Source organism: Paenibacillus sp. JJ-100 (genome assembly GCF_948329825.1).
GTDB lineage: Bacteria > Bacillota > Bacilli > Paenibacillales > Paenibacillaceae > Paenibacillus.
On sequence record NZ_CAOJCM010000009.1, the window covers coordinates 75,197 to 89,339 of the forward strand.

The 14,143-nt window shown below is 42.4% G+C and carries 11 protein-coding genes; 10 read left to right on the top strand and 1 reads right to left on the bottom strand.

Annotation, left to right across the window (positions count from 1 at the left end; all coding sequences use genetic code 11):
• Positions 1-20: 20 nt before the first annotated feature.
• Positions 21-3,575, top strand: a complete 3,555-nt coding sequence (locus PQG66_RS22820) for a glycoside hydrolase family 2 TIM barrel-domain containing protein (RefSeq protein WP_272040128.1) — start codon at positions 21-23, stop codon at positions 3,573-3,575.
• A 97-nt stretch (positions 3,576-3,672) separates the two neighbouring features.
• Here PQG66_RS22820 and PQG66_RS22825 read toward each other — a convergent pair whose 3' ends face one another.
• Positions 3,673-5,292: a stalk domain-containing protein gene (locus tag PQG66_RS22825; RefSeq protein ID WP_272040129.1), complete on the bottom strand. Its 1,620-nt coding sequence runs from the start codon at positions 5,290-5,292 to the stop codon at positions 3,673-3,675.
• Positions 5,293-5,575: 283 nt separating this feature from the next.
• Here PQG66_RS22825 and PQG66_RS22830 point away from each other — a divergent pair, with 283 nt between their 5' ends.
• From PQG66_RS22830 to PQG66_RS22870, 9 genes are all read left to right on the top strand, one after another.
• Positions 5,576-5,779: a hypothetical protein gene (locus PQG66_RS22830; RefSeq protein WP_272040130.1), complete on the top strand. Its 204-nt coding sequence runs from the start codon at positions 5,576-5,578 to the stop codon at positions 5,777-5,779.
• A gap of 299 nt (positions 5,780-6,078) precedes the next feature.
• Positions 6,079-7,434, top strand: a complete 1,356-nt coding sequence (locus PQG66_RS22835; protein WP_272040131.1) for a helix-turn-helix domain-containing protein — start codon at positions 6,079-6,081, stop codon at positions 7,432-7,434.
• A 332-nt stretch (positions 7,435-7,766) separates the two neighbouring features.
• On the top strand, positions 7,767-8,051 hold the full coding sequence (locus tag PQG66_RS22840) for an aspartyl-phosphate phosphatase Spo0E family protein (protein ID WP_272040132.1): 285 nt from the start codon (positions 7,767-7,769) through the stop codon (positions 8,049-8,051).
• A 230-nt stretch (positions 8,052-8,281) separates the two neighbouring features.
• Positions 8,282-8,518: a hypothetical protein gene (locus tag PQG66_RS22845; protein WP_272040133.1), complete on the top strand. Its 237-nt coding sequence runs from the start codon at positions 8,282-8,284 to the stop codon at positions 8,516-8,518.
• Positions 8,519-8,804: 286 nt separating this feature from the next.
• Positions 8,805-10,076 carry a WXG100 family type VII secretion target gene (locus PQG66_RS22850; protein WP_272040134.1) on the top strand — a complete coding sequence of 424 codons (1,272 nt, stop codon included), beginning with the start codon at positions 8,805-8,807 and terminating at the stop codon, positions 10,074-10,076.
• Positions 10,076-10,885 carry a hypothetical protein gene (locus PQG66_RS22855; protein ID WP_272040135.1) on the top strand — a complete coding sequence of 270 codons (810 nt, stop codon included), beginning with the start codon at positions 10,076-10,078 and terminating at the stop codon, positions 10,883-10,885. The genes PQG66_RS22850 and PQG66_RS22855 overlap by 1 nt, the downstream gene beginning before the upstream one ends.
• A gap of 281 nt (positions 10,886-11,166) precedes the next feature.
• A complete protein-coding gene (locus PQG66_RS22860; RefSeq protein ID WP_272040136.1) occupies positions 11,167-11,757 on the top strand; it encodes an RNA polymerase sigma factor in 591 nt (196 codons plus the stop codon).
• A complete protein-coding gene (locus PQG66_RS22865) occupies positions 11,732-12,733 on the top strand; it encodes a hypothetical protein (protein WP_272040137.1) in 1,002 nt (333 codons plus the stop codon). Before PQG66_RS22860 ends, PQG66_RS22865 begins: the two co-directional genes overlap by 26 nt.
• Before the next feature lie 32 nt (positions 12,734-12,765).
• Positions 12,766-13,797, top strand: coding sequence for a hypothetical protein (locus PQG66_RS22870; RefSeq protein WP_272040138.1), 1,032 nt, complete (start codon positions 12,766-12,768; stop codon positions 13,795-13,797).
• The last annotated feature ends 346 nt before the right edge of the window (positions 13,798-14,143 follow it).

Below are 14,143 nucleotides of genomic sequence, written 5' to 3' on the forward strand. Positions count from 1 at the left end.
AGAAGAGAGTGAGAAACGGCATGAATGAGAAAAGACAATTTAATGAAGGCTGGCACTTTGCCAAAAGCGGACTAGGTGTTACAGAGCCAGGAGATCTGAGCTTTGAACCCGTTGAACTTCCCCATGATTGGTTGATTTACAATACGCTTGATCTATATGAGGACAGCATTGGGTGGTACCGCAAGACGTTTCAATATGTGAGGGACGAGCAGCAGGTGCTGTTGTGCTTTGACGGGGTCTATATGGATTCGTCCGTATATGTGAATGGGCAGCTCGTTGGTGAATGGAAATATGGATATTCTGCGTTTGAACATGAGATTAAAAGTGCTCTAGTGGAAGGCGATAACGAAATTCTGGTTAAGGTTGTGCATCAAAGTCCGAACAGTCGGTGGTATTCCGGGGCGGGAATCTATCGTAATGTGTGGCTCAAAACGAGATGTCGCAACCACATCATTACCGATGGAATCTACGTGGCTATTCAGCAGCATCCGGATGCATGGCAGGTGGAAGTGGATACAGAGCTGCGCTTGGCGCAGGATCAGCGTGCAGAACTCGTGCATACGATTCTATACCAGGGTCAAGTTGTGGCTTCATCTCAGGCAGAGGTTTTGGCGAACATCACTGAAGAGGGAATGGAAGAGAACGATGCTGACACAGGTTTAGAAAAAGGTAATGATGTAGAGGCTCTGATAAACAGTCAGCAGCTCCTAATACAGAGTCCCGACCTGTGGAGCCCGGATACACCGAATTTATATGATCTCGTAACCGAACTCCGCCTGATCTCGGAGGATCAAGCTGAAGAGGTCATCGAATCTGTACAACAGCGTATCGGATTCAAACATGTGCGAATGGATGCCAGCGAAGGCTTTTATCTGAACGGGGTCAACATGAAAATGAACGGTGTCTGTGAGCACCATGATCTCGGGGCGTTAGGCGCTGCTTTTAACGAGACGGCACTGAGAAGAAGATTTGTTCTACTGAAAGAGATGGGAGTTAACGCCATTCGGACAGCACATAACATGCCAGCGAAAGAGTTCATGGAGCTTGCCGATGAGATGGGAATGCTGGTGGTATCGGAAGCCTTTGATATGTGGGAACGGGCGAAGACGCCGTATGACTATGCCAGGTTTTTCCCCGAGTGGTCGTACAGGGATGTACGAAGCTGGGTGAGACGTGACCGTAATCACGTCAGCCTGGTGATGTGGAGCATTGGGAACGAGATCTACGATACCCATGCAGATGAACGCGGGCAGGAAGTAACGCGGATGCTGATGGAGTATGTGCAGGAATTTGATCCAAAAGGAAATGCACGCGTGACGATCGGCTCCAACTACATGCCTTGGGAAAATGCGCAGAAATGCGCAGATATCGTGAAGCTGGCCGGCTATAATTACGCGGAAAAATATTATGACCAGCATCATGCGGAGCATCCCGACTGGATCATCTATGGCAGTGAGACTTCTTCGGTCGTGCAGAGCCGGGGCATCTATCACTTTCCGTATGAACAACCCGTTCTCGATGACGATGATGAGCAGTGCTCCGCGCTGGGGAACAGCACAACGAGTTGGGGGGCCAAATCGCCGGAATATTGCATTCTGGCTGAACGGGATCATCCATATTCCTTGGGACAATTCCTCTGGACCGGATTCGATTATATCGGAGAACCTACACCGTATCATACGAAAAATTCGTATTTCGGTCAGTTAGACACGGCTACGTTTCCGAAAGACTCCTATTATATCTACCAGGCTGCATGGACGGATTATAAGAAAAAACCAATGGTACATCTGTTTCCTTACTGGGATTTCAGCCCAGGTCAGATCATTGATGTACGTGTATGCAGCAATGCACCCAGAATTGAGTTGCAACTTAATGGCAAGACGATTGGAACGTATGATATCGACCATGCTAAGGGTACACAACTGTCTGGCTGGTGGAAAGTGCCGTATGAAGCGGGTGAGCTGAAAGCGATCGCTTATGATGAACACGGTAATGTAATTGCCACGGATGTACAGCGTTCATTTGGCGATGCGAGCAAGCTTCGGTTACAGTCCGATCGGCAGCAGTTGCGGGCTGACGGGACAGATCTCATTTTTGCAGAAATTACGGTAGAGGATGAAGCGGGGAATCCGGTTCACAATGCCAATAATCGCGTGCAGGTGAAGGTGTCCGGTGCGGGACGTTTGCTCGGTCTGGATAACGGGGACAGCACGGACTATGACCCATACAAAGGGGTAAGCAGAAGGCTATTCAGCGGTAAGCTAATGGCAATTATAGGATCAACGAATGTGTCGGGAGAGGTTCGGATTGAGGTTTCTTCTGAAGGACTGCAAGGTGCAGCACTTGCTATTGAAGCTGTAGCTGCGAATGAGAAGGCAGAAGTAGAAGGAGTTCGTGTGCAAGAGCATGTTTTTATGAAAAATGAAGAGCGTCCGGTGTTAACGGGCAGTGCTAACGAGATCCCTTTGCGAAAAATCGAGATCATTAGTGAATCAGGGCAGCTGCTCGATCCGTCCAACCCCGAACTGGTTGTCACCGCTAAGTTGTATCCAGAGAACACCTCCTATCGGGATCTGGAATGGTCCGCAGTGAATGATGCAGGCATTGTATCCAATATTGCCAAAGTGGACGTATTAAGTGAAGGAGCGGTAGACGGGGGAAGTACACGAAGCATGAATGATCATCAGCATATGGTAAAAGTATCTGCCATGGGTGACGGGGCGTTCCGCCTTCGCGCAACCAGTCGTAATGGTACGGACAAAACGAAGCTGATCTCCCAGCTCGAATTCAGAGCCCAAGGACTGGGTACAGCCTACAAAGATCCGTATGGCTTTATTACAGGGGGGCTGTACGATTACGCCAAAGGTGACGTTGGTAACGGCAATGAACGAGGGGTAGCCACAAGCCGGGACGGCGAGACTCATGTAGGTTTTCGTAACATCGACTTCGGACCGTACGGTTCGGATACGATCACGATTCCCATCTTTGCTTTGTCGAGTGAAGATTATTTCATTCAAATCTGGGAAGGTATGCCGGATGAGGAAGGCAGTACGATGATTGCGGATGTCGTATATGACAAGGAATCGATATGGAATGTATATCAGGAGGAGACGTATCGTTTATCCAAACGTCTGAAGGGCATCACCTCGATCTGTTTTGTTCTGAAACAGAAGATTCATATTAAAGGATTTTCGTTTGAATGTCAGAGCCGGGCCTTTGAACTAAATGCAGCAGCATCCTGCGATCATCTGTATGGGGATTCGTTCACGGTGAGGGAAGATCGTGTGGAGGGCATCGGCAATAACGTATCACTGGAGTTCGAGCAGATGGATTTTACAAGTGAAGGTGCGTCGAAGCTGGTGATCTATGGTGCTTCTCCCATTGACAAAAACACGATTCATATCCGCTTCTCTGGTGCAGACGGCCAGCATAATCAATTAGTAGAGTTCACCCAGTCGAAAGGGTACGAGGAACGTTCATTTGAACTGGAGCGGGTGAGCGGAGAGCAGAAGGTAACCTTTATTTTCCTGCCAGGCAGTCAGTTTGATTTTGGCTGGTTCCGGTTCGAGAAATAAACATGTAAGAAATGTATATCATCGTGTAAAAGATAAATCCTCCTCAAATCACGGATGTTGATTCTGCACAGCCATTGATTTGAGGAGTTTTTTCGTTTCATTCATCAATCGTCACTCTGGCAGTATTGCGTTCCCAGGTCACTTGTAATCCAAGCCCTTGCAGCATTTCATATGGTACTGTAGTAGCCCCGGAATAGTTGCTAATTGGTGCAGGTAGCGGTACAAGCTGTCCTTCCTGCGGATCAACTGTATTCTTGCTCATGACCGTGTATTGGGATTCATTTGGTTTGATGGTAATGATCCGATCGTTATATTTTAACGTGTAGTGAGTTATTAGTCCTTCCTCTACATGCACTTCAAATTGTGCTCCAAGAGCTAGAGCTACATCTTTGATAGGGAGTTGGATCGTTTCGGATGTGTCCACCGCTGGATAGGTTGACTGGAGTAGCTTACCTTTTACATAAATATCTGTTCCGAGTTTGGCCTGAACTGGTGTATAAACCATACCCCCGGCAGACGTAGCAGGCGCACCGGCTTCCTCATATTTGTCTCCTCCCCATCCCCAGACGATTCCATCAGCGGAAAGTGCGAGACTGTGGTAATGACCCGCAGATACCTCAGCGATATTGGATAATGAGGTTACTTTGCCTTGTTTGCCCGTTGCGGTTCTCCCATAGCTGTATACTTCTCCTGACGTAGTTACCAACAATACATAATTGGAGTTGGCATCTAATTTTTTTACTTTGAGTTCGTGATGATAGGCAGTTCGTTTACCTTGTGCATTCCGTTTCCAAACCCTGCCTTTGGAATCAAGGAGTAGTAAATCTCCGCTGTGATCCGTAATGAAGGAAATGTTGTTCAGACCTGTAATCATCTTGGCATTAGTAGGTTTGCTGTTAGTTTCGCTTGCTTCCTTCCACGTCCATACTGTACCGTCTTTCTTCAAAGCATACCCGTCCAGCCCTACAACAAGAGCCGTTTGAATAACGTCATTCAAGCCAGCGATCTGATGCAAAACAGGCTTTGGTTCAGCTTCTGTACTTGAACGATCTGGGAGCTTCTGGGGTGGATTCTTCCAGGAATGAACCGTTCCGTTTCGAGAGCGGACCAAGGTTGTAAAAGGTCCCACAGTAAAATCAACAGCATCGTTGATCCCATGAATCTTGCTGGGTGTTCTGCCCGCTCCCCATTGCCAGGCTGTGCCATCTGCTTGGACCGCTACACTATAACCTCCGCCTACGGTAGAGATAGCAGTGATATTGGATAGCTGCGGTATACGCACAGGGCTGAAGGTATGGCGGTATCTTACCGTATCGCTGAGCCCAAGTTCTCCTAGCAGATTACGCCCCCAGGCCCACACTGATCCGTCATTTCTTAGCGCCACCGTATAATAGTATCCGCCTTTTACTTCTGTGTAGTGGAGTTTCTCAGTCGTATTGGTAGCTGTAGTGGAATCGGAGATAGTGGCTGCTGAAGATACCAAGGTCGCACGATCTGCCAAGTTCCTTGTGGAAGTTCCCCCCTCATAGGCTGCATACGTAGTAGTCACCGAAAATAGGTTAGCCATCAACAGGCTTGATACGATGCCAGTAGATACGACGATTTTGGTCAAGCGATGAAGGGATTCGTCTTTTGTTCTGCTTCCTGGCTTGAGCTGTGAATTGTTATGGGAGGAATGCTCTGTTGTTACATGATTAGTTTTTTCATTAAGATACATGGGATCGCCTCTTTTTAACGGTATTGAGGAGCATGAAGTGCTGTTGAATTAAACGCAAGGTTTCGGATTAAGGTTACGGAGTTAGAGCATTTTTCATAAAAATAGATAATCTTTCGTATTACTAGGAAACCATTCAAAAAACGTAACACAGCCTCTACCAGGCGCGTTTTACATATGAGGCGATTTCGATAGGTAAATATGTTTGCTTATGCTGTTTATCTCTACAGTACGTAACAAGATGGATTTCAAACGAATATATGTGAACAAGAGGTGGATGAAAGCTATGAAAAATAGAAACTTAACAGGTATTGTAGTGGCCATAGTCTATTGTGTTGTTCTTTATGTTTTTTTAACTGATGCACCCCCTGGTGAAGCTCCAAATAATCCGCTATGGGTATATTCATTGTTTCCACTTGGAGTTGTTGTAATTACGGCTCTTTTTGATTTCGTGATCAAGTTCGATTTCTTCAGAAAAAAGAAGAAGTAGTAGAAAAAGTAAGAATGAATGGAGGATAAAAATGATAAAATCGGAGGACCGCCAAGTTTATTTTGTTATAAAACAAGGAACATTTCCAAATCAAACTCGGCGACCTCTCCCCAATTGAAAAGTCGAAACTTAATAAAATTCACCTCTTCTATCCATTTACTTCCTTTAGTAGTTGACCAATGGTTGATTTTTGCATAATATTAGTAATATATAGGTGTGTAATGATAATTTGTGGTTTTTTCCTGGGGGTGTGTGTATTGGATTCTGGAAACTCTATACGATCTACACTAATAGAGTATATGAAGCAACATAATATCTTACATTCGCAATTTGCGGATATCGCAGGAATTAACTCAGGCACACTTAGTCGGATATTACAAGGGAATAAGCCTATTTCAATGAGTCAGTTGGTCGCTATCACGGCGGCGATGGGATTACCTGAAGACTACTTTTTTGATGATTACTTAGAAGAATGCTTTTCTATTGTCTCTATTCGGCGTATCCGGCCGTTTATTATGCGCTGTGCTGAATTGAATCGTTTAGATTGTATTCAAAAAACGGTTAATCGGCTGTTAGATGATCTTTCGTACATTGCAGTACTCTTTGAGATTGCAGAAGAATTGTACGAAGAGAATAAGTATGCAGCAGCTAGAATTTTATACATCTGTGTGAGTGAATCGGAGAAAATGCAGCACTCTGAACGGTTGGCTATGTGTCAGTACCGTTTATTTTTGATTGATTTAGGCGAAAATCTTCAATCGAATCTGCGGGCAGCCACACAATTTGAGCTATATTTGAATCGACTGGATGAAGCGGTTCAGATCGAGGCGCTACAGCAACTCATGCACGTATACGGTACAGTACATGAGTGGGCTAAAGTGGATGCGTTAGCTGAAGAAATGCACCGGCTCGCAACCATTCAATATGAGTTACAAAGCCGATCTGAGCGACCAACGGATGAACAAACACGGACAAAACGACCGCTTTATTACTACATTCTTTATGCATATTTGGGGCGTGCTAAAGCCAGTGAAGAATGTCGTGATTACGAAAGAGCATTACAATTTGTCTCCTTGTATTCTAGTGGAGGCACATGGATTCGGGAGAAAGACGAAGAAGCCATTCAGATCATCACTCAATTCTCTGAATGGGCGGTAGCCAATACCTATCTCTATCGTTTAATGTCCGGTGACGTGGATGTGTTGAATGAGTATGCGGATTACATAGCGTCCTATGAGAATGAAATATTTATTGCGGTAAGTCGAATGGTCCAAGCGGCCAATACATATGATCTGAATATTGATCGTATCCTGGAACGCTTTAAAGAATATATTCCACTTCAATCAGATATAACGGAATTAGTTGACTACGAGGTACGTATTTTAAAAGAGAGTTATATCCAGTTTCTCAGCGATCTTGCAGTGTATCGGTTGAACACAAGTAAGGATGCAAATACTGCAATACATCTTATTCTCCAATCTTTGAAGTTATCGCTTACAATGAATAGTGAAACCAATATCATCACTTGTTTGACGTTGTTTGAGAAGTACAGGGATTTTGCTGATCTCGAAGCACGAGAGGAATTCAAAAAACTATCAAGTGAGGTGCACCAATCTAATGCGAAAAAAGATGTCATACTTCTTGGTTCTCTGTAGTGTTGCTATTGTTACAGCTGCGCCACAAACTGTAGCCTTACTCAGTCACGGTTGGGGAGGTTAGTATCTTGCTATGATTAAAAGGGAGTTCCTTCTATTAGAGGGAGCTTCCTTTTTCGTTTCTGGTTGAAACCTGGATTTGGTTATGACCAAGTCTCGATTAAAGGATGTTTTAAATCAGTGGATCTGATGTACCTTCTGCAGGTAATCGAGGATGCTTGCGGCTGGACGTAGAGATCTAAACCAGAGGAAAGCAAAGACTTTCATGCCATTATAAAGAAGTGTCTATATCTGTCATATACTCCTAGAATATTACAAAGGAGATGTATGTTATGGACACTTTGGAGCGACGTATAGAACATGCGCGAAAACAGATGCATGCTCTACTGAATAAATACGGACTATTCTTGCATCCAGCTGTAATTAAGCAGTCTATGGTGTTGGATGAATTAATTAATCAGTATAGTAAAGATCAGTTGGAAAAAAGAGATTGGAAGGGAGTATCTATGATGAAAACATGCGGATATTGTGGATCGGCGGTCGAAACACTTGAAAATAAAATGTATTGCACATTTTGTGATATGGAATTAAAGACGATATCACCACGGACGGTATGAGAGAAAAGTGAACGTTGAAAAAACAGTTTTCCTATCGGCTGCAGAACAATCCACACAAGATCTTATGGAAAAAGACAGCCTAATTATCGGTTTAAGCCTGGCGATCTCTGGTAATTCGGAATGGCAAGTTAGTTCGTCTACTTCTACCTACTAGGGAAGTAGCTTCATCCGCCAGAGATTGGGAAGCATCCATTCGCCGCTGGCGCAAAAGGTACAAAAAAGGTATTCCCGTGGAACGACTAGGTGATTCGGTAGAGAATCTTGAACAGATCATTAAGACTGCGCTGGTGCTGGGGATCGATCACGATGTGTCCGTAAGATCTGCGGCGGAGTTCCCGTTTGATCACTATAATTATATGTTTGGAAGATTGCCCTCCGGAACAGATGCAAACGGCCAAACACCTTCACATGATCACGACAGTTCCAGCAGTTCAGACAGCGGAGCTTCTGATGGCGGTGGCGATTAACTAAAAATAAAGAATAATCGGAAGTGCTTAAATGATCATATCAAGCATGATCGTGATAATGACGTAGTTCTTACTGTGGTTAACGATACGATATGATTAAGGATCTAAGAGACGGATGTGATATGCGCATATATGCAAGTCTGGCTATCTGGAGTAGTTACCAAATTACCGAATCAGTAAAGCGAAAAATGCTTCTTCTGTTCAATTCTTTTTACAGATTCAATTTGTTAAAATTTAGATATTATAATGATGATGAAAATGATGATTAGATGAGCGGTGAGATGATATGACACGTATTCAGGTACACCCAGATGAAATGTTAAAAAACGCAGAACTTATATCAAAAAGTAAACATCAACTTGGGAGAATACTCTATGAATTGGAAAAGACCATGCATTTCCTGCAATCCGATTGGTCTGGTATGACTCGTGAGAATTTTTTTCGGGACTTTCGAGAGGTTAAAGAGTATATATTTCCAAGCTTTCTTGGTTTGCTGGATATATTCCAAGGAAAGTTAACGGATACCGCAAATGCATTCACATCAGTAGACAGTTCAACGGGGGAAGTTAGACTAATTCCGTCTGTAGAGCCCAGTTTTCTTACGGGATTGATTGATAAGGCCATTGGTGACACAGTTATAGGTTTAAGCGATACGGTAGTCTCTTTTTTCAACAATCCACTCAGTACATTGGGTGATGTGGGCTATGATTTGACGATTGGTAAAATTGTCGACGTAGGACGCGGATTCGCATTTGCTTGGGATACAGCTTGGGGGACAGGAACGGCAAGATCCGACATCGAAGAGTTTGTTAATGAGCAGAAAAAGCAGCTGGAAGAGGACGATTCAGGATACTATAAAGGAGCAGTTATAGGAAAGGCAGCGTCATATTTTCTGTTTGGTAAAGCTCTGAAATCGAAGGATCATAGCGGGTCGGGTGGATCAAATGGATCAAATGGTTCAGGGGATGGTAAGAAAGAGCCGGAGAAGGGGAGTGGAAAAGAGGGGACGAGTAAGGATAGTTTAAATTTTGTATTTAATGAAAAAATAGCACTTACTGAGGGCCAACAAAAGAGAATATATAATTTTCTTGGTAAAAACGCTGGTGATATCATTGATTTGGGGCTTGCAGATGAGAATACACTGAAAAAAATAATTAATAATCTGAAGGAAGGAAAGAAACCAGGTAAAGAAGGATTTGCTTTGGAAGCAAATACGGCCAAATTAATATTAGAAAATAATATAAAAATATCGGATGCAGGGAAAGAAATTAATGTAAAAGAGATGGGGGGACGTATAGGAGAAATAGATCTTGCAACGCCAGATCATATTATTGAATGTTACAATAGCGTTGGAGGAAAATCAAAAAGCATTTCTGATTTTGATAAATATTTCGAAGGAGATCCAAAGCAGCCATTTATAAATCCAGAAAAGAAAAAAGTGGTACTGTATGCTCCTAATGGGATTGATCCGGTAAAAGCTTCAAATATCTTAACTTTAGATGTTAAGATTATTACAACTCCAGAAGAATTGATAAAAGTTTTAGCAGGAGGATACTAATGTCTATTATAAATATGGTTCTATTTATGGAGGAAGAATTTGATGGAGAAATACTTGATTCTATTATAAAGAGTTATGGTGGAAACAAACAACTAACTGAATGGGTTGTTGAAAAGTCAGATGCTTGTTTTTGGGTTAGACATCGTTTGATTGAAAATGATGTGGAATCGAAAGAAATTTTAACAGATATTATCCAATCTTCATCTGAGGAAATAAAGAATTGGAAAATGAAATCGGCTATCTTTATACAACCGAGTAAAGATATGAATGCAATTTTTCTTGCTACATCGTTTTGTAAATTTCTCTATCAAAATTTAAATAAGAACAAAAATGTTTTGCTATATCACGGTCAAAGCGGGATATTTATTAACGAACAAATTGAAAATCTGAGATTTGAAAATAGTAGCAAATTTTATGATTTTAGAATGATAAATCATATATTACTTGAGAAAATGATAAATGATTTAATTCAAGAGTTTTCTTGGATTATTGAATGTTATGAAGATGATGAAGGATGGGATGGAAAAGAAATACAGTATACTGACTTGCTTAAAAATTTATTTATGATACGAAGCGATATCCATATGAATCTTCATCTTATTTCACCTAAACAAGTTGAAAATTTAAAGCAAGTTGATAAAAAAATATTATCTATCTTAAGTATTGATTCTGAAAAGCTAAGTGTCTTCGCGGGAAGAGATAAAAGAAATGCACCACTTATGGAATGGTGGTGGCACTTGGATATGGTTAACTCAGGTGAACTGTCAGTAGATCTTGAAGCTGGTACAGTAAAAAGGAGTTCTACGTGATTTGTTATATTAAATGGACAGGTCAATTATGGTCAGATACCACCATGATTGCCCTGTCTTTTTGTTATACTTCCAGGTGACTCATCTAGTTAGAGCAAATGTTTTCCTCCAGTGTAAGAGACGTAGATTAGCATATGAAAATACATAAAATATACAATTACATCTGACAATGTGATCTGTATCTACCGTAATTTTTATGATGGTATACATTAAAAAGATATTTTTAAAAACCGTGTCACACGAAGAGCTGAATTGGTGTTATACCGTGTGAAGATGAGGGGGTGACCATTCTGGACAGGCTGAGCACGAAATATAGAACAGAACTAGAGCAGATCGAGATGTTGGTCAGGAGAACGAAAGAAGGAGATAAAGAGGCTTTTGATGAGATCATCAGGCACTTTGAAAAACCGATGTATATCTATTGCTATCATATGCTTAGAAGCAAAGAAGAAGCAGAAGATGCTCTTCAGGAAATTTTCATCAAGGTCTATGAACGAATCAAGAAGTATCAACCCACAGTTTCCTTCTCAGCTTGGGTATATAAAATCGCATACCACTATTGCTTGAATCAGATTAGAGGCAAAAAACGCTGGTATAAGTTTTTGGAGCGCTATAAACATGTTCAAACCCATACTCGAGAGAATGAGAGTACTCTCCTATTCCAAGATCAGATGAGACTGCTAACAGCGGAGGAGAAACATATCGTACTTCTTCGAATTATTTATTTGTATAACTTTAATGAGATTAGCGAGATGATGAACCTCAAGCCAGCTACAGTCCGCAAAAAATACGAGCGCATTCGCAAGAAGCTACAGGTTGAGAATATGGATGAAGGAGGGACACAGCATGCATCGTTTGCCAAATTCAACTAACCCCTTGGAATTTAAACAGGTGGAACGAGAAATTCTGGGAACGGAAACGCCAGAGAATAGCTTCAGCGGACAGATCATTCATCGTATTGAAGAGAAAGAGAGAAGTAAGTTACGAGTTAGGCGAGGATTTGTTAAAAAAACAGGCATTACAGCTGCGGTGTTAGCTTCAGTGATTTTGTTTGGTACGTTCCTGTCTCCCGCTATGGCTAAAGTCATGCAAAACCTTCCATTATCTGAGCATGTGAGGATGTTCGTTACGCAATTAGGTCTGAATAGTGAGGATATTTCCTCGCAAGCGAGCTTTGAGAACATTCAAGATGAGGAATTCAAATACCAGTTATTACACATGTGGAATGAAGCTTTTCAAACCAATCGTGATCAAGTGGATCACATTAAATTTTTCCACCCTTCGGAAAGTGAGATTATTGTCCAAATGAGCGATGAGACGGGTGCCTTGTACATAAGCAATGGACAGTGGACCCATGCTAAGCAGCGTGTTGAGGAACATGAGGTTCCCGAATCTGTAAAAACGGCTGCTGATCAGGCTATGGACAGGGTAGGCGATCTTGGAGATAGCATTCGATCCGTTGAACATAAAATTCTACAGCCTGGACATAAACCTATGTACACATTCTGGTATACAACGAAGCAAGGAACCATTGAGATGGATGTGGAGGAGGGGACGAATCGTATTATTCGCTTGTTTGCCGAGCCTCTATCGGAACGGTTTTATAAAATCAATAGTACGGACGACCGACGTTTACTTGTCGAGAAAACGAAGGATCTGGAGCTTAGCCGGTTGCAAAAAAAGGCAATGGAGCAAGCTAAAGTGTGGATGAATCTGGACTTGTCGGATTATGAGGTGGTTCGCCCGGACTCTCCGTTCAATATGCTGAAGTTTACCAAAGACGGCTTCCCTACGGTGAATGCATCCTTCACTTCAGAAGCGGTATTCTATTACTTCGAAATTCAGTAGTTTAATCATGATAAGAAAAGAGGAAGATGTACATGACAAAGATGACAAAAACCAAAATAATTCTGCCCATTCTAGGTGGGATGCTGCTGTTCGGGGCGGCTGTAGTCCCGGATTGGGGTGTGCTATATGCAGCTCCAAAGAAAGATAGCAGCACCACTAAGGTTACTGATGCTCAGCAAAAGGCTCTGGAAATCGCTAAAGCCAAAATTAAGGAGATTACCGGAAATGATTATGAAGTTGTTGCCGCTGGGAACGACAAAAGCACTGTGAAATTCAAAACTAAAAACAATAAATCTGACAGTATTTTAGTATCTTCCAAGGGTGAGATTGCTCATTTGTCTCTAACCTTCAGCTACAAAGACTTGAAAGAGACAAAGCTCAAGGAGCAGCTGGACAAGGCATGGACCGAGCTGTTCCCGAATGAAGATGAATCGCTGCAAAATGTCACTGTTAATATGTTTACAGGCATGGCTACTGAGGTGAAGGCTTCGAATTCCAAGGGAATGATCGGTTTGCAGGACGGAAAGCTAATATATGGAGGTTGGTATGCGAAGGAGAAGGAGATATCACCGGATGCGCTCGAGGCAGCGGATCAAGTCTTGAAACGCATTGGCAAAGGGCTTACCAAAACCGGACGGGACTTAAAGGTTGTAGTAAAGAGACCGGGAGAATCATCGGTGTATGGCTTTGAATATAAGACAAACAAGGGAAAGGTGCGGATAGACATTGAGGAGAAATCGCTCGTACCGGTAAGAGTTAGTATGGATGAGAACATTCTGTCCAACGGCAAGAAACAAGAGTACGAAGCCGAGCAAAAGAAGATTAAAAGCCTCGATATCAACAAATTGGGCAAAGCAGCAAAACAAGAGGCCAAGACCGTGATGAAGCTGGACCTAAGCGGGTACAACGTTGCAAAAGATAAAAATCGAAATGATGTACTTGTCTTTACCAAGAAGGGAGCGCCAGAGGTACAGATTAGTTTCACAGGCAATGGCTCTTTCCACACGTTCTTCATCTCGAAATACAACAGCATTGTGCTACCTACAGACCCTGTAAAGCTGTGATACACATTTAATGAGTAGTCAAGGATCCTATGTTAATCACTATGGTTTGAATTCGTTCCTAGACTTCAGTATAAGTCCGGAAATTTTATAAAAACCAAAATAAAAACGATATTAAAAACCGTGTCACACGAAGAGGTGTGTTGGTGTTATACCATGTGAAGATGAGGGAGTGACCATTCTGGGCAGGCTGAGCACGAAATATAGAGCAGAACTAGAACAGATCGAGATGCTGGTTAGGAGAACGAAAGAAGGGGATAAAGAGGCTTTAATAAGATTATCAGGCACTTTGAAAAACCGATGTAAGAAGTATCAACCTACAGTTTCCTTCTAGGCTTGGTCATACCAC